This is a genomic window from Bradyrhizobium sp. HKCCYLRH2047, assembly GCF_051168175.1.
Lineage (GTDB): Bacteria > Pseudomonadota > Alphaproteobacteria > Rhizobiales > Xanthobacteraceae > Bradyrhizobium.
In genome coordinates, this window is record NZ_JBNPUM010000013.1 from 143851 (window position 1) to 169973 (window position 26123).

The following is a 26123-nucleotide window of genomic DNA, read 5'->3' on the forward strand; positions in this document are numbered from 1 at the left end:
GGCCAGCGGCGTCACGGCGCGATGGTCAGGGTCGCCTTCATGTTGGGGTGAAAGCGGCAGTAGTAGTCGACCGTGCCCGCCTTCTTGAGGACCGAGCTCACCGTCTTGCTCGGCGGCAAAATGACATCGAATGCGCCATCCCGCGCCGTCGCCGTATGAGCCAGCGCATCCGTGTTGACCCATTCGACGGTGTCGCCGACCTTGGCCGAAGCCGCGGCCGGCGAGAATTCGAGCTTGTCCACCACGATCCGGATCGTGGCCGCGCGCGCCGGAACGCTCACGGCGGCGAGCACAACCATGCTCACGAGAGTGATGCGTCCCGACAGCATCGGATCGTCCTACTTCAGATCCGCCGCGACATGCTCGGCGTGCTGCTCGTGGCCCTGGAACAGCTTCAGGCCGGTCTGCAGCAACTCCTTCAGCTCGGCGTTGGTTGCGGACGGAATGAGCTGCGTCTCCAGCGCGCCGTTCACCGTCTTGTGGTAGGCGACCTCGTTGGCGATATAGGCCTTGTCGAAGGCCGCGCCCTTGAGCTTGCCGAGCTCGTCGAGCTTCTCGCTCGCCTGCTTCGACAGTGCGCGGCTGGTGTCGTTATCCTCAGGCGTGACTTTCAACTTCTTGACGAGGGCGAGGGCCTGCTTGTTGACCGCCTCGTGGTCACGCACCATGCCTTGGGCGAACTCCTTGACTTCCTTGCTCCCGGATTTGTCCAAGGCCTGCTTCGCCGCCTTGATGTCGATTTCGCCGGCTGTGTAGGCGATATGCGCGATCTGCGGATCGCTGAGCTTGGCGCCCTGCGACAGGGCGGCGCTGCTCGTGACGCAGAGCGCGACGGCGATCGTGCCGATATGCTTGAACATGGTTCTCATCTCCTGTGGCGCCGGACCTCGTGGCCGGCGGGTGAATGGCTGCACAGGGATTGGATGAAAAGCGGGAGCCGACGTTCCCGGGAATCTTCACGCCGGACGTCGAAGACGATCGAGCACGGCGTCGGTCAGCCGCTCGCAACGCGGGCCGGCGAAGGGAAACGCGTCCAGAAGGACGGGACCGATCTCCTTTTCGACGTTCTCGCGCAACATGCCGCGGGCGCGATGCAAGCGCGTCTTCACGGTCTCGGGCTTCAATCCGAGCAAGTCCGCCGTCTCGTCGATGCTCATCTCCTCGATCACGCGGGCGATGAACACCAGGCGAAACGGCTCGGACAGGTCATCGATCGCCCGTTCGACGACGGCCTGGATCTGGCGCTGCGCCACAGACTTCTCCGGATCGCTCGACGTGGCGGGAAATTGGATCACCTCGGCCCCTGGCCTGTCTTGGTGCTGCACATCCAGTTGCAGTGCGGGCCGTTGTCCGCGCAGGCGTCCCATCGCCTCGTTCATTGCGATGCGGACCAACCAGGTCGACAGGCTGGACTGGCCGCGAAACTCGTCGAGATGGGTGAGCGCCCGGACATAGGTCTCCTGCACGACGTCCTCCGCCTCACTGTCATTGCACAGGATGCCGCGGGCGATCCGGAACAGGCGACGGTTGTTGGCCTGGAGGATGGCCCGGATGGCGGTCTCGTCCCGGGCTTTTGCCCGTCGGATCAGGTCATCCTCGCCGCTCGTCGCCGCGGAGACTGTGGTCGCTGTGGTCCAAGGCATTGTCGATCATCCAAGCTGAGCACGCGTGGCTTAGATGGAATTGGAGCCGGAAGGTTCCCAAAAACAATCACGCAAGGCGTTTTACTGCACCGCCGCGAACGTATCGGCTCGCGCCATCGCCCAGGCGTCGCGGAAGCGGACGTCCTGGGTGCCGTCGAGCAGCTCGCCAGGACGCAGCGCCGGATACAGCTTGGCAAACGAGGACACCTCAGTGGTCGACGTCCGCTGTGAGAAGTGGATCGGCCGCAGGTCCTGCGGATGTTCGAGACCGGCGGCGGCGAGCAGCTCGGCCAGCGCATGCAGGGTCGCGTGATGATAGTTGTAGACGCGGTCGAGCTTGTGCGGGACGACCAGCGCGCGAGCGCGCGTCGGATCCTGGGTGGCGACACCGGTCGGGCATCTGTCGGTATGGCAGCTCAAGGACTGGATGCAGCCGAGCGAGAACATGAAGCCGCGCGCCGCGTTGCACCAGTCGGCGCCGATCGACATCGCGCGCGCCATGTCGAACGCGGTGGCGATTTTGCCGGAGGCGCCGATCTTGATGCGGTCGCGGATGCCAAGGCCGACCAGCGCATTGTGCACGAAGCTGACGCCCTCGCGCATCGGCATGCCCAGATGGTCCATGAACTCGAGCGGCGCGGCACCGGTGCCGCCTTCATTGCCGTCGACCACGATGAAGTCGGGATAGATGCCGGTCTCCAGCATGGCCTTGCAGATCGCGAGGAATTCCCAGGGGTGGCCGATGCACAGCTTGAAGCCGGCCGGCTTGCCGCCCGACAGTCGCCGCATCTCGCTGATGAACTGCATCATGCCGATGGGCGTCGAGAACGCGCGATGCGCCGGCGGCGAGATGCAATCCTCGCCCATCGAGACGCCGCGGATCTTCGAGATCTCCTCGGACACCTTGGCGGCCGGCAGCACCCCGCCATGGCCGGGCTTGGCGCCCTGGCTGATCTTGAGCTCCACCATCTTGATCTGGTCGTGGCTCGCGACCCGCGTGAACGCCTCGGGATCGAACGTGCCATCATGACGCCGGCAGCCGAAATAGCCGGAGCCGATCTCCCAGATGATGTCGCCGCCCATTTCGGCGTGATAGGGACTGAAGCCACCTTCGCCGGTGTCGTGGGCGAAGCCGCCCTTCTTCGCCCCGCCATTGAGGGCACGCACCGCATTCGGGCTCAGCGCGCCGAAGCTCATGGCGGAGATGTTGAACACCGAGGCCGAATACGGCTTGGTGCAATCCGGACCACCAATGGTGATGCGGAACTTCTCCTCCGCATGCGGCTTGGGCGCGATCGAATGGTGCATCCATTCGTAGCCCTCGCGGTAGACGTCCTCCTGGGTGCCGAACGGGCGCTTGTCGAGCTCCATCTTGGCGCGCTGATAGACCACCGCGCGGGTGTCGCGCGAGAACGGCATGCCGTCCTTTTCGCTCTCGAAGAAATACTGCCGCATCTCGGGCCGGATCTCTTCGAGCAAGAACCGCATATGCGCCGAGATCGGATAATTGCGCAGCACTGCGTGGCTCTTCTGCACGAGATCGCGGATGCCGAGCAGGGTGAGCGCACCGAAGATCAGCAGCGGGATCAGGACGAGATCGAAGATCTTGCGGTCGTAGATACCGAGGATCAGCAGCAGGGCGGTCGCCGTGGCGCAGATCGTCAGCACGATGAAGCGCGGCGAAAACGGGAGCAGCAGCGTATCCATGGGAGGCCTCGGGGCAGCTCGTGGAAGATCCGGTGTCACGATAGTACTGATATCGCGAAGCAATCGTTACACAAGCGCGCGCAATCGGCCATCGATGATATCACAACGTCGATAGCCCTAGGCTATCGGCTGCGGCACTGCGAGATCGGTCCGCAGCGCCGTAGCGGCCTCGGCGCCTCCCCGCCGAGACACGCGATCGCCAAAGGCAGCTGCTTACCCCTCCGCAAACAGCCCCGAATGCGCCTCGCGCAACTGACGCTTCAAGAGCTTGCCGCTGGGATTCTTGGGCAGCGCATCGACAAACACGATCCGTTTCGGCGTCTTGAAGGTGGCGAGCCGTGCCGAGGCCTGCTTGAGCACCACCTCCTCGGTCAGCTCGCAGCCGGACTTGACCACGACCATCGCCACGACCGCCTCGACCCAGCGTGGATGCGGCAGGCCGACGACGGCGACCTCCGACACTTCCGGAATCAGATACAGCGCCTCCTCGACCTCGCGGCTGGCGACGTTCTCACCGCCGGTCTTGATCATGTCCTTCTTGCGGTCGACGATGGTGATGTAGCCTTCGTCGTCGATGGTCGCGAGATCGCCGGAATGAAACCAGTCGCCGTGGAAGGCGGCGGCAGTGCGCTCGTCGTCATGGAAGTAGCCGAGCATCAGATGCGGCGAGCGGTGTACGACCTCGCCGACCTCGCCCGGGGCGACATCATTCATGTCGTCATCGACGATCCGGGTCTCGACGTTGAGCACGGCGCGGCCGCAACTGCCCGGCTTGCGCAATTGATCGTCGGGTCCGAGCATCGTCGCCAGCGGCGCGATCTCGGTCTGGCCATACAGGTTCCACAGACGCACCTTCGGCAGCCGCTGCGCCAGCTCGCGCAGCACCTCGACCGGCATGATCGAGGCGCCGTAATAGCCCTTGCGCAAAGTGGACAAGTCGGTGGTCTCGAACAGCGGCGAGCGCAGAATCGAGATCCACACCGTCGGCGGCGCGAAGAACGAGGTGATGCGATATTTCGCGATCAGCGGCAGCAGATTGTCCGGCGTCGGAAACGCGGTGATGATGTTGGTGGCGCCGACATAGATCGACGGCCCGAAGAACACGTCGAGCTGCGCGCAGTGATACAGCGGCAGCGCGTGGAGGGTGACATCGTCGGCGGAAATGCCGGCATCGACGATACAGCTGACATACTGCCAAATGACGGCGTCATGGGTCAGCATCGCGCCCTTCGGCAGCGACTCCGTGCCGGAAGTGTAGACGATCTGCGCGACGTCGCCTCCGGCGATCTCGACGGCAGGCACCGTCGCCGTCGAGGCCGCGAGCTCGGCAAAATCGATCATGTCGGCCTGCCGCTCGCTCGAACCTTCCGACGGCAGCCAGATCAATTGCTCGACCGCCGGCACCAGCGCCTTGGCAGCACGTGCCACGCCGGCAAAGCCGCTGTCGGTCGCGAGCAGCCGCGCGCCCGCATGCTTGAGGATGTAGGCGACCTCCTCCGGCTTGAGCATGAAATTGATCGGCACCAGGACAGCGCCGAGCCGCGCCAGCGCGAAGCGCAGGGCGGCAAAGGCATGAGAGTTGCGCGCGAGGATGGCGACCCGCTCGCCCTTGCCGACGCCGCGCGCGGCGAGGCCGGCCGCGAGGCGGTCGACGATGGCGTTGAACTCGGCGTAGGTCCAACGCGTATCGCCGCAGATCACCGCCGTCTTGCCTGGCGTGCGCGCCGCGCTCCGCCGCAGGAGGTCACCGAGCGTCTGTCTGCGAACGATGGAATCCATGGCCGTACCCCTCATTGTATCGGGGATGGCCGCCGCTCGGGCAATCCAAGTCCCCTCCCTGTGTCGCGCCGGACGTCTGCAGGTCCGGTCTTGCTGCCGAAAATCGCACGGCCGCTTCGAAACGCGCAAGGAGGATATTGCCAACGAAAAGAGCGCCCCGATTGCGTCGAGGCGCTCTTTCGAAAGTGTCAAAGTCGGAAGCTTGGCGGCTCAGCGCTCGACGAACGCTTTCTCGATCACGAAATGGCCGGGTTCGTTGCCGCTGCCTTCGAGGAAGCCGCGGGATTCGAACATGGTCTTGAGCTCCTCCAGCATCGCCGGGCTGCCGCACATCATGATGCGGTCCTTGGCGATATCGAGCTCATGCTGGCCGATATCGTTGAACAGCTGCTGCGACGAGATCAGGTCGGTGATGCGGCCGCGGTTGCGGAACGGCTCGCGGGTGACGGTCGGATAATACTGCAGCTTGCCGTCGAGCAGCTCTCCGAACAGCTCGTCCTCGCGCAGCTTGGCGACGACGCTCTCGCCATAGGCGAGCTCGGCGACCTGGCGGCAGCCGTGGACCAGCACGATGCTCTCGAAACGCTCGTAGACGTCGGGATCCTTGATCAGGCTGGCGAACGGGGCAAGGCCGGTGCCGGTCGACAGCAGCAGCAGCCGGCTGCCGGGCAGCAGGTTGTCGGGGATCAGCGTCCCGGTCGCCTTGCGGCCGACCAGGATGGTGTCGCCTTCCTTGATCTTCTGCAGCCGGGAGGTCAGCGGACCGTCCTGCACCTTGATGCTGAAGAACTCGAGTTCCTCCTCGTGATTGGCGCTCGCCATGCTGTAGGCGCGCAGCAGCGGGCGGCCCTCGACCTCAAGGCCGATCATCGCGAACTGACCATTCTGGAAGCGGAAGCCCGCATCGCGGGTGGCTCGGAAGGAGAACAGGGTGTCCGTCCAGTGGTGAACGGAAAGAACTTTCTCTTTATAGAACGCGCTCATGTCGTTTGTTTTTTCACGTGGGCTGAAGTTGGAAGAAACAAGTCGTGACGGAGGCAGGACCGCAAAAACCCTATAGATCCAGCGATTTCGGCGCCTGATGTACGTGAAAACAGCGAATAATCAACCCGCGTGGACGCACCATTGATCACGATCAAATGCATGCCGGCTGATGCCCGGAATCGCCTCGATCGGCCGTTCATTCGTACACAAACGATATGGGTAATTTACTTGCCGAGATTCCGATTTTCCAGCACTTTAATTCCGCACCTCCGGCCCAATCCTTGAGCAATGATTAACCATCCGCAGACCCAGCTCGCCGCCATCACCCGCTATTGCGCCGAACGAGGCATCGCGCTCGACGTGCGGGAGGACGGCTGGTTGCTGGTGCTCGAGGATGCCACCCGGCGTCACCTGATCTTCGGCTATGATCTCGGCCTGAACAGTGCGGTGGCGCACAGGCTGGCCTGTGACAAGGCGGCGACCTCGGCGCTGCTGAGAGCCGACGGGATTGCCGCGGTTCCACACGCATTCTTTCTGGCGCCGGTCCTTGGCGGCCAGTCCGGCCAGACGGCCGAGGCCGTGCTGGCGCTGCTCGAAACGCATCCGCGCGGGCTGGTGGTCAAGCCCAACGAGGGCACCTCGGGGCGGTCGGTGGTCCGCGTCACGGCGAAGGATGACCTGCTGCGCGCAGTGAACGGCATCTTCGAGACCGACGCGAACGTCGCGATCGCGCCGCTCATGGACATCATCGACGAAGTCCGGGTCGTGCAGCTCGATGACGCAGCCATGATCGTCTATCGCAAGCAGCGCCCCATCGTGATGGGCGATGGCGTCAAGTCGCTCCGCGACCTCGCGCTGGCGGCCACTCCGGCCGCGGGACACGCGCAACTCCTGCGGCGCCTCGACGCGGAATTCGACGCGTCTGCGCTGCGCGCCGTCGTGCCGCGTGGCGAGCAGCGCCTGCTGAGCTGGCGCCACAATCTCGAATTCGGGGCTCAACCCGAGCTGCTCGAACCCGGCGCGCAACGGGACCTCTGTGCTGCGCTCGCCACCGCGGCGGCGCGCGTCATCGGCATCCGCTACGCATCGGTCGACCTCGTGCTGGCCGATGGACGCTGGCAGGTGCTCGAAATCAATTCGGGCGTGAAGATGGAGGCGCTCGGCCGGCATGCGCCGGAGCTGGTCGAGAGCACTTATTTCGCCGCGCTCGACACCATCTTCGGCAGAGGCCCACCGAAATGACGCGCGGCCGGCGGCCCGATCTCCAGCAATAAGATTTCTCTGGCCTCGATCAGGATGAGGGATTAGTCTCCGGTCCAAAATAAACAGTATACTGTCAATATGGAGGACGTCCTTGCGCATCGCCGTGCTCGGCGGCGGCCCTGGCGGGCTGTATTTCGCCTATCTCTGGAAGAAGCGGCACCCCGCCGCCGTGGTCGATCTGTTCGAGCAGAATCCGGCTGGAGCGACCTGGGGCTTTGGCGTCGTGTTCTCCGACCAGGCGCTTGAATTCCTGCGCGCCGACGATCCCGACACCGTGGACGCGATCGCGCCGCGCATGGAGAGCTGGCGCAACATCACGCTCAATCTGCGCGGCGAGACCGTCGAGATCGACGGCGTCGGCTTTTCCGCGATCGGCCGGCTCGAGCTATTGAAGCTGCTGCAGGCCCGCGCGGAGAGCGTCGGCGTCGTCGCCCGCTACGGCACGACCGTCCAGTCGCTCGACCAGCTCGCAGGCTACGACCTCATCGTCGCGGCCGACGGGCTGAACTCGCTGGTCCGCCGCAGCTTCGAAGGCGATTTCGGCTTCTCCGTGTCCTACTCCAGCAACAAGTTCGCCTGGTACGGCACGTCGAAGACATTCGCGACGCTGTCGCAGACCTTCGTCGCGACCGACCACGGCAGCTTCAACGCGCACCATTATCGCTATGCGCCGGACATGAGCACGTTCCTGGTGGAATGCGATCGCGCCACCTGGCACGCTTATGGCTTCGCCGAGATGTCGGTCGATGAATCCCGGCGCGTCTGCGAGCAGGTGTTTGCCGCCACGCTCGATGGTCACGCGCTGGTCTCCAACCGATCGGTATGGCGCAATTTCCCCTGGGTCTGGAACGAGCACTGGTGGCACCGGAACATGGTGCTGATCGGCGACGCGCTGCATACCGCGCACTTCTCGATCGGCTCCGGGACGCGGCTGGCGATCGAGGACGCGATCGCGCTCGCCAAGGCGCTCGATGCCGAGAGGAGTCTCTCCGACGGCCTCGCCCGCTATCAGGCCGAGCGGCAGCCAATCGTGAAGAAGCTGGTGACGGCGGCCCGGACCAGTAGCGACTGGTATGAATCCTTCCCGGCCCACATGACGCTCGGCCTGTTGGATTTCGCCTACAGCTATATCACCCGGTCCGGGCGCATCGATGATTCCAGGCTGCGGGCGATGGCCCCGCAATTCATGGCCCGCTACGAGGCAGCTCGGCGCACGGGAGCGCACGGATGACGAACGAGATCGCCGACAAGGTTCCGCGCGACAGCGCCGGCGCGCGCGAGATCGGCTTCGCGATTCCAGCCCGCTACAATGCCAGCCGTGTGCTGTTCGACAATCTCGCCAGAGGCAACGCCGACAAGGCTGCGCTGATCGGTCCCGCCGGCCAGCGCAGCTATGCCGAGCTGTGTGCCGACGCCTGCCGTTGGGGCAACGGCTTCACCGCGCTCGGACTCAGCCGCGGTGACCGTGTCCTGCTGTTCCTCGACGATACACCAGCCTATCCGGCCGCGTTCTTCGGCGCAGTCCGCGCCGGCTTCGTGCCGCTGCTGATCAACACGCTGACGCCGCCGGATCTGCTGCAATTCTATCTGGCTGATTCCGGCGCCAAGGTCGCGGTCGCCGACGCCGAGTTTGCCGCACGGTTCGACGCCCAGGCCTGCGCCGAGACCGCGCTGCGCACGCTGATCGTCGTCAATGGCGAGGCGCCGGCCACCGCCGTCGCGACGACGGTCGCGGCCGATGCCTGGCTGCCCGACTTCACCGATGAGCTGGCGGAGGCCGACACCCACCGCGACGAGATGGCGTTCTGGATGTACTCTTCCGGCTCCACCGGTCGCCCCAAGGGCATCGTCCATCTGCAGCACGACATGGCCTATAGCGAGCAGGCGTTCGCGCGCAACGTGCTGCGGCTGACGTCGGACGACATCTGCTTCTCGGTGCCCAAGATCTTTTTCGCCTACGGTTTCGGCAACACGATCACCTTTCCATTCTCGGCCGGAGCGACGACGCTGCTGCTGCCCGGCCAGCCGAAACCCGCCGCCATCTTCGATGCGATCAGCCGCTTCCGTCCCACCGTGTTCTTCGGCCTGCCGACGCTCTACACCGCGCTCACCAAGGCCGAGGGTGCGAAGGAGGCGGACTTCTCGTCACTGCGGCTCGCGGTCTCCGCGGCCGAGGTGCTCTCGGCCGAGGTCTTCAACGGCTGGAAGAGCCTGACCGGCCTGGAGATCGTCGAAGGCCTCGGCTCGACCGAGGTGCTGCACGTCTATCTCTCGAACCGCGAGGACCGCAAGAAGCTCGGCGCCGCGGGCCTGCGCGTCCCCGGCTACGAGATCGCGCTGCGCGACGGCGAAGGACGCGAGGTCGTCACCGGCGAAGAGGGCATTCTCTGGGTACGCGGCGACTCGAACACGCCGCTCTACTGGAACCGTCCGGACAAGACCGCGGAGACGATCCGCGATGGCGGCTGGATCTACACCGGCGACCGCTTCGTGCGTGATGCCGACGGCTTCCATTTCTTCCGCGGCCGCGCCGACGATCTGGTCAAGATCTCCGGACAATGGGTCTATCCGCTCGAAGTCGAGCTCTGCCTCGCCGAGCATCCCGATATCCGGGAGTGCGCCGTGTTTGCGCACGAGTTGCCGGATCGTCGCATGAGCCTGAAGGCCGTGGTGGTCACCAACGGCAGATCCAGGGACGAGCCCGCAACCGTCAAGGCGCTGCAGGATTACGTGAAAACGAAGCTGCTGCCTTACAAATATCCGCGCGAGATCGTGTTCCTCGACGAGTTGCCGAAGACGGGCACGGGCAAGATCGATCGCCAGGCGGTGATGCGGCTGTGAATCGACGCCGTCCGCCCGAGAGCCGCGGAACTCCGCGATCAGCCGGCCTTGCCAAGATGCTCCAGTGCATCCTCGGCGCGCAGCGGCACCCGCGAGACCCCGTTGTTGAGATCGACGAGTTGCGCCAGCAGGGCCATCAGCATCTTGCGATCCGCGGCCTTCAGCGGCGCCAGCATGCGGGCCTGGGCGCGATCAACCGCCGGCATGATCGCACGGAGCAGTGCGCCACCCGTTCTGGTCAGGTAAAGGAGCTTGACGCGCTTGTCCTCGGCCGACGGTTTGCGCTCGATATGGCCCTTGCTCTCCAACCGCTCGATCACGCTGCCGAGCGTCGAACGGTCGAAGGCGATCACCGCCGACAACCGGGTGGCATCGATGCCCGGGTGCGTCTGGATCGCGACCAGCGCTGCGTATTGCACCGGCGTCAGGTCGAACTCCCGACACTCCTCGACGAAGATCGACACCGCAATCTGCTGCATCCGCCGGAACAGATAGCCCGGCTTGGTGTAGACTGCGTCCATCGTGATGTCGGGCGGCCTACTCGGCATCGGGCTGACGCTCCGGAGCAGCATCGGCGAAGGCCGGCAGCGCCTTCGCCGCGGCTTCGGCCTGCAGCAGGCGCGGGAACGCTGCGACATCGACGCCGAAGCGGCGTGCATTGCCGAGCTGCGGCACGAGACACAGATCCGCCAGGGTCGGCGCGGCACCGAAGCAGAATAGTCCGGGCTCATGCTTGATCAGCGCTTCGCAGGCAGCGAGCCCCTCGCGATTGGCCCAGCCGGCCCAGGCCGTGACCTTGTCCTCGGGCAGGCCGAGCTCCCGGAGCCGCGCCAGCACCTTCAGGTTCTGCACCGGATGGGTGTCGCAGGCGAGCACCTGCGCGAAGGCGCGGACCTGGGCGCGCCGCAACGGATCCTTCGGCAGCAGCGGTGGCTCAGGATGGGTCTCGTCGAGCCATTCGATGATCGCAAGCGACTGGATCAACGCGACGCCGCTGTCGTCCTCGAGCGCGGGGACCAACCCCTGCGGGTTGAGCGCGAGATAGGCGGGCGCGCGCTGCTCGCCCTTGCGGAGGTGATGCGGCAGATGCTCGGCCGTGAGACCCTTGAGGTTGAGCGCGATCCTGACTCGATAGGATGCGCTGCTGCGGAAATAGCCGTGCAGCTTCATCATGGCAGTCCTCCCGATGCGATGGCTCTGGTTGTATTTGACGGTAATCAAATTGGCAGTATACTGTCAATTAAGAACGACATCTGATCATGGGAGGGACGCATGGCCGCGGTTTCGACACCAGAGCGCGAGGCGTTCTACAAGAAGATCGACGGCGAAAACATGACGGCGCTGTGGACGGTGATGAGCGATCTCATCACGCCCGAGCCGAAGAGCGCCTGTCGCCCGCATCTGTGGCAGTTCGCGGCGATCCGCGACTATATGATCGAGGCCGGGCGGCTGATCACGGCGAAGGAGGCCGAGCGGCGCGTGCTCATCCTGGAGAATCCCGGGTTGCGCGGGCAATCCAAGATCACCACCTCGCTCTATGCCGGCGTTCAGATGGTGATCCCGGGCGACGTCGCCCCCGCCCATCGGCACAGCCAGTCCGCATTGCGCTTCGTGCTGGAAGGCAAGGGCGCCTTCACGACCGTCGAGGGCGAGCGCACCCTGATGGAGCCGGGCGACTTCATCATCACCCCGTCGATGACCTGGCACGATCACGGCAATGAGACCACCGAGCCGATGTTCTGGCTGGACGGCCTCGACATTCCGCTGGTGCAGTTTCTCGACGCATCGTTCGCGCAGGGCGCGCAGGAGGACCAGCAGAAGGTCGCGCGCCCCGCGGGCGACAGCTTCGCGCGCTACGGACATAACCTCCTGCCTGTCGACGCCAAGCGCAGATCCAGGACATCACCGATCTTCAACTATCCCTACGTCTATACGCGCGAGGCGCTGGAGAACGCGAAGCGCAGCGAGGAATGGGATGCCTGCCACGGGCTGAAGCTGAAATTCTCAAATCCCGAGACCGGCGATTTCGCGATGCCGACGATCGGCACCTTCATCCAGCTGCTGCCGAAGGGCTTCAAGACCGCGCGCTATCGCTCGACCGACGCGACCGTGTTCACCGCGATCGAGGGCAAGGGCCGCAGCCGCATCGGCGACCAGACCTTCGAATGGGGCCCGCGCGATCTGTTCGTCGTTCCGAGCTGGCAATGGGTCAGCCACGAGCCGGACGAGGATGCGGTGCTGTTCTCGTTCTCGGATCGCCCGGTGCAGCAGAAGCTCGACCTGTTCCGCGAGGATCGCGGCAACGCGTGACGCCGGTCCGTCACCGCCAGCGCAGCAGCCGCGCTTCGAGCATGCTGATCAACCGGCCGACGGCGAGACCGAACAGCGACAGGATCAGGATCCCCGCCATCAGCTGATCGGTCTGCATCAGATTGCCGGCCTGCAGCACGAAAGTGCCGATGCCGGTCTCGGCGCCGATCATCTCCGCCGAAACCACCAGCATCAGCGCCACCGACGCGGTGATGCGGAAACCGGCGAGGATCGATGGCAGCGCCCCGGGCCAGATCACGCGGCGGACGATGGTCGGGAACGGCACGTCGAAGCTCTGCGCCATGCGGATCAAATTGCGCGGCACCGCATCGACGCCGCTATAGACCGAGATCGTGGTCGAGAAGAACACGCCCAGCGCGATCGTCGCGATCTTCGGCTCCTCGCCGATGCCGAGCCAGAGAATCAGCAGCGGCAGCACGGCGATCTTCGGAATCGGAAACAGCGCAGAGACGAACGTGATGCCGATGCTGCGCGCGATGCGCCAGAGGCCGATCGCGAAGCCGACGACGATGCCTGTGGCGGTGCCGAGCGCCCAGCCGGATACGATGCGCACGAACGACGCCGAGACATGCTGCCAGAGCGCGCCGCTTTCGGCCAATCGATACAGCGCGCCCAGGATCGTCAGCGGCGCCGGCAGGAACAGGGGATTGACCAGCCCGAGGCTGCCGACCAGTTGCCACAGGCCGAGAACCGCCGCGAGCGCCAGCCAGCCGGCCCAGCGGCTTGCGGCCGGCGTGAAGCCGCCGCCGCGGAACGGCACCTTCTTGCCCTGCTTGCCGGCGACCTCGGGCGGTTCGGCCGGGGACCGTTCAAGCATTCTGGACCTCGCGCTCGGCATCGATCGCCTCGCTCCGGATCAGCCCCCAGAGCTCGTTCTGCAGGTCCAGCAGTTGCGCGCGCACTCCGGCATCACCGCGGCTGCGCCGCGTCGCCGGGACGCTGACGACCCTCCGGATGCGGCCAGGACGGCGCGACAGCACGACGATGCGATCGGCGAGCCGCACCGCCTCCTCGAGATTATGCGTGACATAGATCGCCCCCATGGTGCCGTCCGCGAGCAGATCGACGAAATCCTCCATCAAGAGTTCGCGGGTCTGCGAGTCCAGCGCCGACAACGGCTCATCCATCAGCAGGATCGCCGGGCGGACCGCCAGCGCCCGGGCAATGCCGACCCGCTGGCGCATGCCGCCCGACAACTGCTTGGGATAGACGGTCCGGAAGTCGGCCAGCCCGGTCCGCTGCAACGCATCGTCGACGGCGGCGGCGCGCTGCTGCGTCGACAGCGATGTATGGAGGAGCGGAAACGCGACGTTATCGGCGACGCTCGCCCACGGCAGCAGCGCGAAGTCCTGGAACACGAACGTCAAGGGATTGAGGCTGCCGGGCGGCGGGGCTCCGCGCAGCAGCGCCTGCCCCTTGCTCGGCTGCAACAACCCGCCGAGGATCGACAGCAGCGTGCTCTTGCCGCAGCCGGACGGTCCAACGATGGCCACCACCTCGCCGGCTCCCACCGTGAACGACACGCCATCGAGCACTTCGAGCGCGTCGAAACGGTGGCTGATGGCCTCGGCGATCAGGTCCATGTCAGATGATCCCGCTGCAGGTCCGCACCGCGCCTGCCCTCATCAATCCGGCTTCACGAGGTCTTTGGCGATGATCGCAGCCGCATCATAGCCCTGGTCTGCGAAACCCTGCGCCTGAAGCCATTTGATCTGGCTGTCGATGTTCTTCACGTCGAGCTTGCCGTCGGGATCGATATAGGCGCAATTGCCCACCACCTGCTCGACCGGCAGGTTGGTGTATTTGCCGATGATCTCCAGCAACGGCCTGGTCTTGTCGTCGATGGCGGCAGTACCGTCCTTGACCGAGGCGAGCACGACATCATGATATTCGCGCTCGGCGCGCTGAAGCGATGCGAGCAACTTGCCGACCAGGGCGGAGTTGGCCAGTGTCTTCGGCCCCGCGAACACGCCGGAGACCTGCCACGGCGTCTCGTCGCCGACCCAGCCGAGATGCTTGACGGCACCCTCCTCCATCAGCTTGCGCGCGACGGAAACCGGCATCAGCGCCGCGTCGACGGTCTCGCCCTTGATCGCGGCCGACATGTTGGACATCGACTGAAGCGGCACGATCTTCACGTCGGCGAGCTTGAAGCCGTATTTGTCGGCCAGCAGCCCCACCGAGTAGTGAAAGCTCGACCCGACCTGGGTCATCGCCACGCGCTTGCCGGCAATGTCCTTCGGCGTCCTGAGACCTGCCTCATAGGCCTTGTTGCTGGCAAAGTAGCCGATCAGCGGAAAGCCCGGGCGGTCGCGGCTCATGCCGGCGATGATCTTCAAAGCGCCCTTGCCTGCGAGGTTATACAATCCCGCGGTGAAGGCGGTCACCCCGACATCGACGTCGCCGGTGGCCGTCGCCACGGCGATCGGTTGCGCTGCATCGAAAAACTTCAGCTCGACATCGAGGCCGGCTTCGCGGAAGTAGCCTTTGTCCAGCGCGATGAACACCGGCGCGGACGAGGATAGCCGGAGAACGCCGATCCGGAGCTTGGCGTCGTCGGCCAGCGCAGTGCCGATTGCTACGAGGCTCCAGAGCAGCCCCAGGACGAAGCCAACGCATCGGAACATCACACTCTCCAAGATCTGGCGACCCGCACACCCGGCCCAACGATGACGCCGACTTGTTGCAATATTTCGAGCCTGATGTCGCGCCAAATTTTCAGGGGATCGCAGCCTCAGAGGCCGGGCATCTTGCTCCCAGCCGCCTTGGTGCCGGCTGCCTTGGACTCGGTTGGCGTGGTCTCGACTGCCTTGGTCTCAGCGGAAAACCCATCTTCGAACCGCCCAGCTTCACTGCCCGCCCGACAGGTCAAGCCCGACAGAGCGCCGGCCATATTTTTCGCGCGGCACATCCCCTTGGCCGTGAGCTTGCGGATGTCACCATCCACCTTGAAGATGATCATATCGACGGGATAGGCGCGCGCGTTCGCGGGCTGCCGTTGTTCGACATCGCCGGGGCTCGAGACGGTCATCATCCCTCCGTCGAGCATCACGAAATAGAAGCCGGCTCGTCCATCACTGTAGCGCGTATTGAGCAAGGCACCCTTGCAGTCGGCGGTCCGGTCCTTTGCCGCGAGTACCACACGGTGGCCGAATGACGATGGGCGACGTCGCGACGAAGCCTCCCGCTGGTTCATCCTGCTTGTGCACAGGGTGACGGCCTCAGAACGTCTGCATCACCGGCTTCTCGCCATTGGACAGAAACAGCCCTTCAAAGCGGCCGATCTCGCTGTCGGCCGCGCATTCGATCAGGTCGGGTCCCTTGAATGGATTGCCGTGGCGGCACTGCCCCTTGGCCATCACCCTGTTGATCGCCGTCCGACTTTGGCCAAAGATCATCATGTCGACCGGTGTGACGAACTTGTCGGGGCCAGGTTGCTCCTGCAGATCGCCACGATTCGAGAACGTGACGATGCTGCCGTCGAGCAAGGTGAAGTAGAAGCCGGTGCGCTGATCGTCATAGTCGGTATTGAGCAGCGCGCCCTTGCATTCCGAGCTGCGATCCTTTCCAGCGACGATGAGCTTCTGGCAAGTTCCCTTCACGGTCACCATGGCGGTCAACCGGGCATCGGCGAACGATGGAGTTGCAGATTGCATCAGCACGCCGAGCGCACACACCGACACTGCCAACACCGCTGACTTCATCGGACTCCCCTCCCATGCCCTTGAGTACGACTATGCCTCAACCTCTGACGACATGGAAGTTCTATTTTTGTTCTCATATCACTTTTTCAGAAACGGCCGCTGCGGGGCGTCAGCCGGCACGGGCTTCGAGCGCCTGAAGCCACACCGCAAATGCCCCCGTCAATTCGTCCATGACGGCCTGATCATTCCGGCCGGAGCGCGCAGGCACGTGGAAGGCGTGGTCGGCCTGATCGAGCCAATGCAAGGTCGCGCGCGGTCCCAGCCGCCTCACGACGGGCGCGAGCAGCTCCATCTCCGCAAGCTTGTCGCGCGTCCCCTGCAGGAACAGCATCGGGACCTCGATCGCGTCGAGATGATCGGCGCGCGCAATGGAGGGCTTGCCGGCGGGGTGAAGTGGAAAGCCGAGAAAGGCGAGCCCGGCCACGCCCGGCAGCGGCGCTGCACTCTGCGCCTGCGACGTCATGCGCGCCCCGAACGACTTGCCGCCCGCGACGAGCGGCAGCCCCGGACAGAGCCGCGCGGCCTCCGCCACGGCCGCCCGCACCGCGGCGTGGGCGAGCACGGGCGGATCAGGGCGCTTGCTTCCCTTCTCCATGTAGGGAAACTGAAAGCGCAGCGTCGCGATGCCGCGTGCGGCAAGGCTTGCGGCGGTCTGGCTCATGAAGACGTGGCTCATGCCGGCGCCCGCGCCGTGGGCGAACACGAAACAGGCGCGCGGCCGAGGCGGGGCCATGAACAGCGCGGACACGACGCCCGCGCCGTCGACGGGAAGCGCAAGGGAGCGCGGCTGGTGCTCGGTCATGCCCCAGAGTGCGAGCCGGCGTCCCCTGCGTCAACTCCAGTGACCACCGGCTTTGCGGCTCAGGCCGCGGTCCGGATCGTCTGCAGGAAGTCGGCGACATTGCTCCTCAGCGAAGCGGCCTGCTGCTGCAGCGCGGCGGCCGCCGCCAGCGCAGCTTCAGCGCCGGCATCGGTCTGCCCGGCCACGTTGCGCACGTCGCCGATCTCCTGCGTCACCGCCGCCGTGCCGCTGGCCGCCTGTTCGACGTTGCGGGCGATCTCGCTGGTTGCGGCCCCCTGCTGCTCCACCGCGGCGGCGATGGCATTGGAGATCTCGGCGATCTCCCGCACCGTCGTTCCGAACTGGGCGATCGCGCCGACCGTCTCCTGCGTCGCGCTCTGGATGGTCGCAATCTGGCTCGAGATCTGCTCCGTCGCCTGCGCGGTCTGCGACGCCAAATTCTTCACCTCGCTCGCGACGATCGCAAAGCCGCGGCCGGCCTCGCCGGCACGCGCCGCCTCGATGGTGGCGTTGAGCGCCAGCAGGTTGGTCTGGCTCGCGATCGCCTGAATCAGTTGCACGATGGTGCCGATCCTCTCCGCCGCGCTGGACAGCCCGTCGATCAGTTCGGACGTCCGCTGGGTCTCGTGCGTCGCCCGGGTCGACACCGTGACCGAGCGCTGCACCTGGGAGGATATCTCCCTGATCGAGGCCGCGAGCTCCTGGGTCGCCGAGGCCACGGTCTGCACATTGACGGACGCCTGCTCGGCCCGGCTGGCGACCGCTTCCGCCAGGCCGCGGCCGCGTTCGGCGACGCGTGCCAGCTCGCTGGCGCTCTCGCCCATCTCGGTCGCACGCCCGCCGACGCCGGTGATGACACCCTGCATGCCCTGCTCGAACCGGCCAGCCAGATCGGACATCATGCGGGCGCGCTCGGCCTCCGCAGCTTCACGCTGTGCCGCGGCCTCCTGCTCCATGCGGCGGACAGCAAGCGCATTGTCACGGAAAATCTCCACGGCGCGCGCCATCCGGCCGATCTCGTCGCGCTGTTCACCACCGGGAATCGGCTGATCCAATTCGCCGGCCGCCAGCGACTGCATGCGGTCGGTCATGCCGCGGATCGGCGCCGACACGCTGGCGCCGATCAGCCAGGCCAGCACCGCTCCGAATATCACCGCTGCGGCTGCCGTCACGACGACGGTCTGCTTGGTATCTTCGACCGCGACGCCGGTCCTCGCGGCCTGCTCTGCACGCGCGGTCCCAAGCTGCCGGTTGATCTGGCTGACCTGGGTATCGATCGAGGCGCTCGCCTTGGCGAGTTCCGCCTGCTTGGCGCGCAGGTCCGCGGCCACCTTGATCACCTCCTCGAGCGCAGCGGCATCGGCCGTCAGAGCCTCTTTCAGCGCAGCAACCAGCGCCTTCAGCTTGGCATCATCGACACCCGCGATCTCGGCTTCCGTATCGGCAATCGCGAGCTTCGCATAGACGAAGGTGAGCCTGGCATCGTCGGCATCGCCATTCGACAACGTGTTGGTATAGCGCATCACCGCGATGCGAACCGCGTCGACGACGCTGGCCAGACGCAACGGATTCATCAGCGGCTCGCTGCCAGCGCGATTGGCGAGGGCCACCTGGATGCCGCCGATGTTGATGCCGGCAACGGCGCCCAATGCGTCGGTCTTGGTGGTCGCCGCGCGCAGCCGGTCCACGGCCTCGGCCGCGGCAACGAACGATGCGCGATAGGCGGCCAGCGCGCTTCGCACCGGTCCCACGCCGTCAGCCAGCACCTTCAGACGGCCGGACTGCTTCTCGACCTGATCGGCGAGACCGCCGACGGCGTCGATCGCCTTGCTGGCCGCATCCTTGTCACCGACGTTCCAAGTGCGGATGAATCTCTCGACCGCGCCGTTGGCACCGAGCAGCGCGGCCCGCACCTGCGACATGCCGGCGTCCCCGGCCGCGCTGGTGACGAGCTCATCCACGGTGCCGCCGATGCGCCCGACCTGGATCATGGCGAAAACGCCGAGCAACACCAGGAAGCTCAGGATTAGGGCGAAGCCGCCGAAGATTCGCGGGCGGACACCGATCCAAGACATCAGAGAAGACAGTTTCATCGATTTGCCCGGCTGTTTCACGGAGTGGACCTGATGGTGGCGAGCAGCTCCTTGCCGAAGCGCTTCTCGAAGTCGGCATCGAGCGGCTTGACCGCGTCGACGAAGGTCTTGCGGTCGAACGTCTCGATCACCTCCATGCCGGCCTTGCGCAACTCATCGAGCTTCTGCGCATCGAGCTGGGCCTGCCAGGTGACCTCCGCAGCCGCCTTGGCGGCGGCAACCAGCGCATCACGGTCCGCCGCATCGAGATGGTCGAACATCGCGCGGTTGGCGACGAAAGCGATCGGCGCGAAGAAATGCCCGGTGAGCGTCAGATATTTCTGCACCTCGTCGAAGCGATTGGCCGCGATGGTGGCGACCGGATTTTCCTGACCGTCGAGCCGGCCGTCCTTGAGCGCGGCATAGACCAGTGGGAAATCCATCGGCATCACGTCGGCGCCCAGCGCCTTGAAGGTCATCTGGTAGACCGGATTGGGGATGACGCGGATCTTGAGGCCCTTGACGTCATCGACGGTACGGACCGGACGCTTTGAGTTGGTGAGATTGCGAAAGCCCTGCTTGCCGAGCGCCAGCAGCACCAGTCCCTTGTCGGCGAACTTGGCGCCGATCGCGGCGGCGACAGGCCCTTGCGCAACCGCCTTGGCATGCGCGGTGTCACGAAACAGGAACGGGATGTCGAAGACGCCGAGCTCGGGCACCACCGCGCTGGCGATGCCGCCGGACACCACGGCCACGTCCACCGCGCCGCTCCGGGTTGCAGCCAGCACCGCCGCCTCGCTGCCGAATGCGTTGCCCGCACGCTCATCGATGATGAGCCGCTTGCCGGCCAGCGCCTGCAGCTTCACGCGAAATTCGTCCGACCCGACCTGCTGCGGATTCTGAACCTGCGAGTTGAAGACCAGCGACACCATTCGCGGAGACGCCGTCGCCGCTTGGGATCCGAGCAGGGTTCCCACCAATGCCAAGAAACAAAATTCAAGCAGCTGTCTGCGCATGAAACACCGGGCTCGTTTTTCCTCGATGCACAACTAACAGCCAGATATGGTTAAGATGTTAAGACCCCGACAGTCGCAGGCGATGAGCCGTATAACTACGGAGATCGCCGAACCCACCAATCGAATTCGATTTTTCATAAATGGCGAGACCAGGCCGCTACGCAAGAGCGGCAGGCTCGATCATCGGCGCATGGCCCCTGACAGCATCACTCGCTTGCCGGCAACTGTAGGAACAGCCATGAGCAGCGCGTTGGCGACGTCCGCCGCGGCGATGGGCTTGTAGTTCGCCGGGATCAGGAAGCCGATGATGTTGTTCAGCCTGTTGCCCCATTCCTCGCCCGGCCGGCTCGGCTGTCCCAGCTCCGTCCGCGCGCCGACCAGCAGCGAGGGCCGCGCGATCACCAGCCCCTCGAAGGGCAGCGCGGTGAGCTCATCCTCGAGCTCACCCTTCACGCGACTGTAGAAGACGCGCGACCTGCTGTCGGCCCCCATCGCGCTGACCAGACCAACCCGCCTGGTGCCGCTCGCGAGCGCGGCCTTGGCGACGGCGAGGTTGGCGTCGTGATCGATGGCGCGGAAGGCGGCCTGGCTCCCGGCCACCTTGATCGTGGTCCCCAGAGCCAGATAGAGCTCGTCGGCCGGCGGCAGGGACGGCAGCGCGGTGAAATCCACGACATGGGCCGTCAGCTTGGGTGAAACGTCAGGGGGCGCGCGGCGGCCGACGACGTGCACATGACCCACGGTCGGGTCGGCAAGCAGACCGCGAAGCAGTTCCCGTCCCACCAGCCCGGTCGCGCCTGCAATGATCACGGTTCGGTTCGTCATGCGCGGTCCCCACTCACAGCCCGCCGACCAAGGTAAGCGCAGCCGCGGAGATGGGGAAGACGGCAACGACCCGACGCCGAATGCCATGGCGCCGCAGGCACGACGCCACGGAAGGGACTTGTCCTCCGCGGCGCCTCGTCACCATCCGCCTCAGGCGCCCTTGCGCCGCTCCGCGGCCTTGGCCATCGCCGCGGCGAACGCGCCGCCGCCGGACGGCTTCTCCTCACGCGTGGTCATGCGCCCCGCAGGCGGCCGTGCGCTGGTCCGCTTCTCGCCCTTGGCCGGCAGCGGATCGGACAGCCGAAGCGTCAGCGAGATGCGGTTGCGCGGCACGTCGACGTCGAGCACCTTGACCTTCACGACCTGCCCCGGCTTCACCACCTCGCGCGGATCGTTGATGCGCTTCTCGGACATCGCCGAGATGTGGATCAGGCCGTCCTGGTGCACGCCGATATCGGCAAAGGCGCCGAAAGCCGCGACGTTGGTGATGGTCGCCTCCAGGATCATGCCCGGCTTGAGATGGGTGATCTTCTCGACGCCCTCCTGGAAGGTCGCGGTCTTGAACTCCGGACGCGGATCGCGGCCCGGCTTCTCCAGCTCCTTGATGATGTCGGTGACCGTCGGCACGCCGAAGCGCTCGTCGGCGAACTTCGCCGGATTGAGCGTCTTCAAGGTCTTGGTGTCGCCGATCAGCACCTTGATGTCGCTCTTTGTCGTCTCCAGGATCTTCTTCACGACCGGATAGGATTCCGGGTGCACGCCGGAGGCATCGAGCGGGTTGTCACCGTCGCGGATGCGCAAAAAGCCGGCGCACTGCTCGAACGCCTTCGGACCCAACCGCGGCACCTCCTTAAGCTTGTCGCGGGTCGGGAACGGACCGTTGGCATCGCGATGCGCGACGATGTTCTGCGCCAGGCTCTCGCCGATGCCCGACACCCGCGCCAGCAGCGGCGCCGAGGCGGTGTTGAGATCGACGCCGACGGCGTTCACGCAGTCCTCGACGGTGGCATCGAGCGCGCGGGCCAGCTCATACTGGTTGAGATCGTGCTGATACTGGCCGACGCCGATCGAGGCCGGCGGCACCTTGACGAGTTCGCCGAGCGGATCCTGCAGGCGGCGCGCGATCGAGACCGCGCCGCGGATCGAGACGTCGAGATTGGGGAATTCCTTGGCGGCGAACTCCGAGGCCGAATAGACCGACGCGCCGGCTTCCGACACGATCGCCTTGGTCAGCTTGAGATCCGGCTTCAGCTTCATCAAATCGTTGACCAGCTTCTCCGTCTCGCGCGACGCGGTGCCGTTGCCGATGGCGACGAGATCGATGCGATGCTTGATGCAGAGCTGCGCCAACGTCAGCATGCTCTCGTTCCACTGCCGCTGCGGCTCGTGCGGATAGATCGTGGCGTGATCGACGAACTTGCCGGTGCGGTCGATGACCGCGACCTTGACGCCGGTGCGGAAGCCGGGATCGAGCCCGAGCGTGGCGCGGCCGCCGGCGGGGGCGGCGAGCAGCAGATCGCGCAGGTTCGCCGCGAACACGCGCACCGCCTCCTTCTCCGCCTCCTGCCAAAGACGCATGCGGATATCGAGCGCCAGCGAGGTCTTGATGCGGGTGCGCCAGGCCCAGCGCACGGAGTCCGACAGGAACTGATCGGCGGGGCGGCCCTGGCGCGAGATGCCGAACGTCACCGCGATGCGGTTCTCGTACAGCGACGGATCCTTCGAATCCTCCGGCTCCCCATCGCCGAAATCGAGCTGCAGCACCTCTTCCTTCTCGCCGCGCAGCATCGCCAGGATGCGGTGCGACGGCAGCTTGGTGAAGGGCTCGGCGAAATCGAAGTAGTCGGCGAACTTGGCGCCCTCGGTCTTCTTGCCGTGCCGCACGGACGATTTCACAGCGCCGCGAGTCCACATCTCCTCGCGCAGCGAGCCGACGAGGTCGGCATGCTCGGCGAAGCGTTCGACCAGGATCGCGCGGGCGCCGTCGAGCGCGGCCTTGACGTCCTTGACCGGATTGTCGCCGTCCTTCTTGATGAATGCCTTCGCTTCGTCTTCCGGATTCTTCATGGGATCGCCGATCAGCATGTCGGCAAGCGGCTCGAGCCCGGCTTCCTTCGCGATCTGCGCCTTGGTGCGGCGCTTCTCCTTGAACGGCAGATAGATGTCCTCGAGCCGGGCCTTGGTGTCGGCGGTCGCGAGCGCCAGCTCGATCTCCGGCGTCATCTTGCCCTGCGACTTGATGCTCTCGATGATCGCGGTGCGCCGTGCATCCATCTCGCGCAGATATCGCAGCCGTTCCTCCAAGGTGCGCAACTGCGTGTCGTCCAGCATGCCGGTCGCCTCCTTGCGGTAGCGCGCGATGAACGGCACGGTCGCGCCGCCGTCGAGCAGGTCGATCGCGGCCTGGACCTGGGCATCCCTGACGGCGAGCTCAGCGGCAATGATGGAGGCAAAATTCGACACGGTGTTCTTCCGAGATTCGTGACGGGGCTGATTGGATAGGAGTGCACGCGCGCCAGCGCAAGCGGCTGGCGGACGCTCTGTGGGCAACCGTGGCAAAAAAGACCGGTTGCGAATCATGTAAAACGCTGCCGCGACCGGGCCATCGCGTTGCACATGCGGCGCAAATCACTGATTCTTGCAGGCTGAGGGACGATTCGTGCAGGCCACGGCTGCGACATATCTCGACGATCTCAATCCGGAGCAGCGCCGCGCCGTCGAGCATGGCGGTGCCTGCGCCGTGCCGGGCCCGCCGCTGCTGATCATTGCCGGCGCGGGCTCGGGCAAGACCAACACGCTCGCGCATCGCGTCGCGCATCTGCTCGTCAATGGCGCCGATCCGCGCCGCATCCTGCTGATGACGTTCTCGCGCCGCGCGGCGAGCGAAATGAGCCGCAGGGTCGAGCGCATCGCCCGCAAGGTGCTGGGCGGCCAGGCCGAGGCCGTTACCGCGGGCCTGACCTGGGCCGGCACGTTTCATGGCCTCGGCGCGCGGATGCTGCGCGACTACGCCGAGCGCGTCGGCCTCGACCCTGTGTTCACGATCCATGATCGCGAGGATTCCGCCGACCTGATGAATTTGGTGCGGCATGAGCGCGGCCTGTCCAACACGCAGCGGCGCTTCCCGACCAAAGGCACTTGCCTTGCGATCTACTCGCGTTGCGTCAACGCCGACATGCCGCTGGAGGAAGCGCTGGTGCGGCATTTTCCGTGGTGCGCGGAATGGGCCGGCGAGCTGAAGGGCCTGTTCGCCGCTTACGTCGAGGCCAAGCAGGCCAATGCCGTGCTCGACTACGACGATCTGCTGCTGTACTGGGCGCAGATGATGGCGGACGACACGATCGCGCGGGAGATCGGCGATCGATTCGATCACGTGCTGGTCGACGAATATCAGGACACGAACCGGCTGCAGTCGCAGATCCTGCTCGGCTTGAAGCCGACTGGGGCGGGCCTCACCGTGGTCGGCGACGATGCGCAGTCGATCTACGCCTTCCGCGCCGCCACGGTGCGCAACATCCTGGACTTTCCCGATCAGTTCAGCCCGCGCGCCGACATCGTCACGCTCGACCGCAACTACCGCTCGACCCAGCCGATCCTCACGGCGGCCAATGGCGTGATCGGGCTGGCGCGCGAGCGCTTTACCAAGAATCTGTGGACCGACCGCACGAGCTCGCGCAAGCCGCAGCTCGTGACCGTCGGCGACGAGACCGACCAGGCGCGCTACATCGTCGAGCAGGTGCTGGCGAAGCGCGAGGAAGGCATCGTGCTGAAACAGCAGGCCGTGCTGTTCCGCACGTCGTCGCACAGCGGTCCCCTGGAGTTCGAGCTCACGCGCCGCAACATCCCGTTCGTGAAGTTCGGCGGGCTGAAGTTCCTCGATGCCGCTCACGTGAAAGACGTGCTGGCCTGCCTGCGCTTCGTTGCCAACCCACGCGACCGCATCGCCGGCTTCCGCGTGCTGCATCTGATCCCGGGCATCGGCCCGGCGTCGGCGCAGCGCCTGCTTGATGCCGTGAGTGAAAGCGCCGACCCGATCGCGCGGCTGTGCGAGCAGCCAACGCCGGCGCGCGCCGGCGAGGACTGGACCGCGTTCGTGCGCACGCTGGAGCAGTTGCGCGTCTCGCAATGGCCTGGAGATATCGAGCGCGTCAGGCACTGGTATCAGCCGCATCTCGAGCGCGTCCACGACGACGCCGAGGTCCGCACCGCCGATTTGCTGCAGCTCGAGCAGATCGCGAGCGGCTATCCCTCGCGCGAGCGCTTCCTCACCGAGCTGACGCTCGACCCGCCCGACGCCACCTCCGATCAGGCCGGCGTGCCCCTGCTCGACGAGGACTATCTGATCCTCTCCACCATCCATTCCGCCAAGGGGATGGAGTGGAATTCCGTACACGTCCTCAACGTCGTCGACGGCTGCATGCCATCCGATCTCGGCGCCGGCTCCAGCGCCGAATTGGAGGAGGAACGCCGGCTGCTCTATGTCGCAATGACCCGCGCCAAGGACGATCTGCATCTGCTGGTGCCGCAGCGCTTCTTCGTCCACGGCCAGCCGGTGCGCGGCGATCGTCATGTCTATGCCTCCCGCACGCGGTTCATTCCCGAAGCGCTGGTGCCGCTGTTCGAGCGTACCAGCTGGCCGCGGGTGCAGAGGGGCGCGGCGGTGGCGAGCCAGGGGCCGCGCATCGATCTCGGCGCGCGGATGCGTGAGCGGTGGCGGTGAGCTGACGGCACGGCGAACATTACCGCGGGCGCCAATGACTGAGCCTCCCCCATAAGGCGGGTGCCGGGAAGTAGCGCACCGGTCGAGTGCAATGGTTTGCCGAAATCTTTAGCGACGTGGTCGGTCTGCGCCTCCCCCGCTTGCGGGGGAGGTCGCATCGCATCGTCAGATGCGATGCGGGCGGGGGATGCTCTGGAAAGACTGCCGCTGTGGCGCCCCCACCCCAGCCCTCCCCCGCAAGCGCAGGGCTATCGCATATGGCCACTCTGAGTGTGTCGCGAAACCGTCTCCACATCGTCATGCCCGGGCTCCGTCCCGGGCATCCACGTCGTTCTCAGCATGCCGGACGACGTGGATGGCCGGGCTTGACCCACGGCTGTCCGGTTCAGACAGACTGGACATGGTGCATGGCGTGGATTCTTCTGCGGTCTTGAGC

23 protein-coding genes are annotated in these 26123 nt (G+C 65.6%); 5 read left to right on the top strand and 18 right to left on the bottom strand.

The window, feature by feature from the left end:
- Positions 1-11: 11 nt before the first annotated feature.
- The 6 genes from ACQR1D_RS26895 to ACQR1D_RS26920 all read right to left on the bottom strand — a co-directional run bounded on the left by ACQR1D_RS26895 (position 12) and on the right by ACQR1D_RS26920 (position 6113).
- Positions 12-329: a cupredoxin domain-containing protein gene (locus tag ACQR1D_RS26895; protein WP_434873441.1), complete on the bottom strand. Its 318-nt coding sequence runs from the start codon at positions 327-329 to the stop codon at positions 12-14.
- Between the two features lie 9 nt (positions 330-338).
- A complete protein-coding gene (locus ACQR1D_RS26900) occupies positions 339-860 on the bottom strand; it encodes a DUF4142 domain-containing protein (protein ID WP_315800533.1) in 522 nt (173 codons plus the stop codon).
- Between the two features lie 96 nt (positions 861-956).
- Positions 957-1643 (bottom strand): RNA polymerase sigma factor, encoded by a 687-nt coding sequence (locus tag ACQR1D_RS26905; protein ID WP_316239344.1) that lies wholly within the window; start codon positions 1641-1643, stop codon positions 957-959.
- An 81-nt stretch (positions 1644-1724) separates the two neighbouring features.
- Positions 1725-3350, bottom strand: a complete 1626-nt coding sequence (locus ACQR1D_RS26910) for an FMN-binding glutamate synthase family protein (protein ID WP_316216793.1) — start codon at positions 3348-3350, stop codon at positions 1725-1727.
- Positions 3351-3563: 213 nt separating this feature from the next.
- Positions 3564-5129 carry an acyl-CoA synthetase gene (locus tag ACQR1D_RS26915; protein WP_316239345.1) on the bottom strand — a complete coding sequence of 522 codons (1566 nt, stop codon included), beginning with the start codon at positions 5127-5129 and terminating at the stop codon, positions 3564-3566.
- A 210-nt stretch (positions 5130-5339) separates the two neighbouring features.
- Positions 5340-6113 carry a ferredoxin--NADP reductase gene (locus ACQR1D_RS26920; protein ID WP_315715287.1) on the bottom strand — a complete coding sequence of 258 codons (774 nt, stop codon included), beginning with the start codon at positions 6111-6113 and terminating at the stop codon, positions 5340-5342.
- Positions 6114-6401: 288 nt separating this feature from the next.
- On the opposite strand from ACQR1D_RS26920, the gene ACQR1D_RS26925 reads away from it, so the two are divergent.
- From ACQR1D_RS26925 to ACQR1D_RS26935, 3 genes are all read left to right on the top strand, one after another.
- The gene (locus ACQR1D_RS26925; RefSeq protein WP_316183148.1) at positions 6402-7355 is read left to right on the top strand and encodes an ATP-grasp domain-containing protein; all 954 of its coding nucleotides are present in this window, start codon (positions 6402-6404) and stop codon (positions 7353-7355) included.
- A gap of 112 nt (positions 7356-7467) precedes the next feature.
- Positions 7468-8607, top strand: coding sequence for an FAD-dependent monooxygenase (locus ACQR1D_RS26930; protein WP_315800538.1), 1140 nt, complete (start codon positions 7468-7470; stop codon positions 8605-8607).
- On the top strand, positions 8604-10217 hold the full coding sequence (locus ACQR1D_RS26935) for a benzoate-CoA ligase family protein (RefSeq protein WP_434838459.1): 1614 nt from the start codon (positions 8604-8606) through the stop codon (positions 10215-10217). The genes ACQR1D_RS26930 and ACQR1D_RS26935 overlap by 4 nt, the downstream gene beginning before the upstream one ends.
- 38 nt (positions 10218-10255) lie before the next feature.
- Here the strand turns inward: ACQR1D_RS26935 and ACQR1D_RS26940 are convergent, their stop codons facing one another.
- Positions 10256-10765 (bottom strand): MarR family winged helix-turn-helix transcriptional regulator, encoded by a 510-nt coding sequence (locus ACQR1D_RS26940; RefSeq protein WP_434894160.1) that lies wholly within the window; start codon positions 10763-10765, stop codon positions 10256-10258.
- Positions 10755-11387: a maleylacetoacetate isomerase gene (maiA, locus tag ACQR1D_RS26945; RefSeq protein ID WP_434838666.1), complete on the bottom strand. Its 633-nt coding sequence runs from the start codon at positions 11385-11387 to the stop codon at positions 10755-10757. The genes ACQR1D_RS26940 and maiA overlap by 11 nt, the downstream gene beginning before the upstream one ends.
- Positions 11388-11489: 102 nt before the next feature.
- Between maiA and gtdA the strand changes: the two genes are divergently transcribed.
- The gene (gene gtdA, locus ACQR1D_RS26950) at positions 11490-12527 is read left to right on the top strand and encodes a gentisate 1,2-dioxygenase (protein ID WP_316239349.1); all 1038 of its coding nucleotides are present in this window, start codon (positions 11490-11492) and stop codon (positions 12525-12527) included.
- 10 nt (positions 12528-12537) lie between these two features.
- On the opposite strand, the gene ACQR1D_RS26955 is transcribed toward gtdA, so the two are convergent.
- The 10 genes from ACQR1D_RS26955 to ACQR1D_RS27000 form a co-directional block, all read right to left on the bottom strand.
- Positions 12538-13365, bottom strand: a complete 828-nt coding sequence (locus ACQR1D_RS26955; RefSeq protein ID WP_434838457.1) for an ABC transporter permease — start codon at positions 13363-13365, stop codon at positions 12538-12540.
- Positions 13358-14131 (bottom strand): ABC transporter ATP-binding protein, encoded by a 774-nt coding sequence (locus tag ACQR1D_RS26960; protein ID WP_316183153.1) that lies wholly within the window; start codon positions 14129-14131, stop codon positions 13358-13360. The genes ACQR1D_RS26955 and ACQR1D_RS26960 overlap by 8 nt, the downstream gene beginning before the upstream one ends.
- Positions 14132-14173: 42 nt before the next feature.
- On the bottom strand, positions 14174-15175 hold the full coding sequence (locus ACQR1D_RS26965) for an ABC transporter substrate-binding protein (RefSeq protein WP_434838456.1): 1002 nt from the start codon (positions 15173-15175) through the stop codon (positions 14174-14176).
- 107 nt (positions 15176-15282) lie between these two features.
- Positions 15283-15744, bottom strand: coding sequence for a hypothetical protein (locus ACQR1D_RS26970; protein WP_316183155.1), 462 nt, complete (start codon positions 15742-15744; stop codon positions 15283-15285).
- A gap of 25 nt (positions 15745-15769) precedes the next feature.
- Positions 15770-16252, bottom strand: a complete 483-nt coding sequence (locus ACQR1D_RS26975; protein WP_316183156.1) for a hypothetical protein — start codon at positions 16250-16252, stop codon at positions 15770-15772.
- Between the two features lie 109 nt (positions 16253-16361).
- Positions 16362-17054, bottom strand: a complete 693-nt coding sequence (locus ACQR1D_RS26980) for an alpha/beta hydrolase family protein (protein ID WP_316183157.1) — start codon at positions 17052-17054, stop codon at positions 16362-16364.
- A 59-nt stretch (positions 17055-17113) separates the two neighbouring features.
- Positions 17114-19129, bottom strand: coding sequence for a methyl-accepting chemotaxis protein (locus ACQR1D_RS26985; RefSeq protein ID WP_316183164.1), 2016 nt, complete (start codon positions 19127-19129; stop codon positions 17114-17116).
- 35 nt (positions 19130-19164) lie between these two features.
- A complete protein-coding gene (locus ACQR1D_RS26990; RefSeq protein WP_316216804.1) occupies positions 19165-20058 on the bottom strand; it encodes a TRAP transporter substrate-binding protein in 894 nt (297 codons plus the stop codon).
- Between the two features lie 264 nt (positions 20059-20322).
- The gene (locus ACQR1D_RS26995; RefSeq protein ID WP_434838455.1) at positions 20323-20967 is read right to left on the bottom strand and encodes a nucleoside-diphosphate sugar epimerase; all 645 of its coding nucleotides are present in this window, start codon (positions 20965-20967) and stop codon (positions 20323-20325) included.
- Between the two features lie 150 nt (positions 20968-21117).
- Positions 21118-23430, bottom strand: a complete 2313-nt coding sequence (locus ACQR1D_RS27000; RefSeq protein ID WP_434838454.1) for a Tex family protein — start codon at positions 23428-23430, stop codon at positions 21118-21120.
- A 196-nt stretch (positions 23431-23626) separates the two neighbouring features.
- Here ACQR1D_RS27000 and ACQR1D_RS27005 point away from each other — a divergent pair, with 196 nt between their 5' ends.
- Positions 23627-25687, top strand: coding sequence for an ATP-dependent helicase (locus ACQR1D_RS27005; RefSeq protein ID WP_434838453.1), 2061 nt, complete (start codon positions 23627-23629; stop codon positions 25685-25687).
- Positions 25688-26123 lie beyond the last annotated feature (436 nt).

Coding starts and splice junctions, on each gene's coding strand:
- ACQR1D_RS26895 (WP_434873441.1), bottom strand. CDS start 329: ATGCTGTCGGGACGCATCACTCTCGTGAGCATGGTTGTGCTCGCCGCC.
- ACQR1D_RS26900 (WP_315800533.1), bottom strand. CDS start 860: ATGTTCAAGCATATCGGCACGATCGCCGTCGCGCTCTGCGTCACGAGC.
- ACQR1D_RS26905 (WP_316239344.1), bottom strand. CDS start 1,643: ATGCCTTGGACCACAGCGACCACAGTCTCCGCGGCGACGAGCGGCGAG.
- ACQR1D_RS26910 (WP_316216793.1), bottom strand. CDS start 3,350: ATGGATACGCTGCTGCTCCCGTTTTCGCCGCGCTTCATCGTGCTGACG.
- ACQR1D_RS26915 (WP_316239345.1), bottom strand. CDS start 5,129: ATGGATTCCATCGTTCGCAGACAGACGCTCGGTGACCTCCTGCGGCGG.
- ACQR1D_RS26920 (WP_315715287.1), bottom strand. CDS start 6,113: ATGAGCGCGTTCTATAAAGAGAAAGTTCTTTCCGTTCACCACTGGACG.
- ACQR1D_RS26925 (WP_316183148.1), top strand. CDS start 6,402: ATGATTAACCATCCGCAGACCCAGCTCGCCGCCATCACCCGCTATTGC.
- ACQR1D_RS26935 (WP_434838459.1), top strand. CDS start 8,604: ATGACGAACGAGATCGCCGACAAGGTTCCGCGCGACAGCGCCGGCGCG.
- ACQR1D_RS26940 (WP_434894160.1), bottom strand. CDS start 10,765: ATGCCGAGTAGGCCGCCCGACATCACGATGGACGCAGTCTACACCAAG.
- maiA (WP_434838666.1), bottom strand. CDS start 11,387: ATGAAGCTGCACGGCTATTTCCGCAGCAGCGCATCCTATCGAGTCAGG.
- gtdA (WP_316239349.1), top strand. CDS start 11,490: ATGGCCGCGGTTTCGACACCAGAGCGCGAGGCGTTCTACAAGAAGATC.
- ACQR1D_RS26955 (WP_434838457.1), bottom strand. CDS start 13,365: ATGCTTGAACGGTCCCCGGCCGAACCGCCCGAGGTCGCCGGCAAGCAG.
- ACQR1D_RS26960 (WP_316183153.1), bottom strand. CDS start 14,131: ATGGACCTGATCGCCGAGGCCATCAGCCACCGTTTCGACGCGCTCGAA.
- ACQR1D_RS26965 (WP_434838456.1), bottom strand. CDS start 15,175: ATGTTCCGATGCGTTGGCTTCGTCCTGGGGCTGCTCTGGAGCCTCGTA.
- ACQR1D_RS26970 (WP_316183155.1), bottom strand. CDS start 15,744: ATGAACCAGCGGGAGGCTTCGTCGCGACGTCGCCCATCGTCATTCGGC.
- ACQR1D_RS26975 (WP_316183156.1), bottom strand. CDS start 16,252: ATGAAGTCAGCGGTGTTGGCAGTGTCGGTGTGTGCGCTCGGCGTGCTG.
- ACQR1D_RS26980 (WP_316183157.1), bottom strand. CDS start 17,054: ATGACCGAGCACCAGCCGCGCTCCCTTGCGCTTCCCGTCGACGGCGCG.
- ACQR1D_RS26985 (WP_316183164.1), bottom strand. CDS start 19,129: ATGTCTTGGATCGGTGTCCGCCCGCGAATCTTCGGCGGCTTCGCCCTA.
- ACQR1D_RS26990 (WP_316216804.1), bottom strand. CDS start 20,058: ATGGTGTCGCTGGTCTTCAACTCGCAGGTTCAGAATCCGCAGCAGGTC.
- ACQR1D_RS26995 (WP_434838455.1), bottom strand. CDS start 20,967: ATGACGAACCGAACCGTGATCATTGCAGGCGCGACCGGGCTGGTGGGA.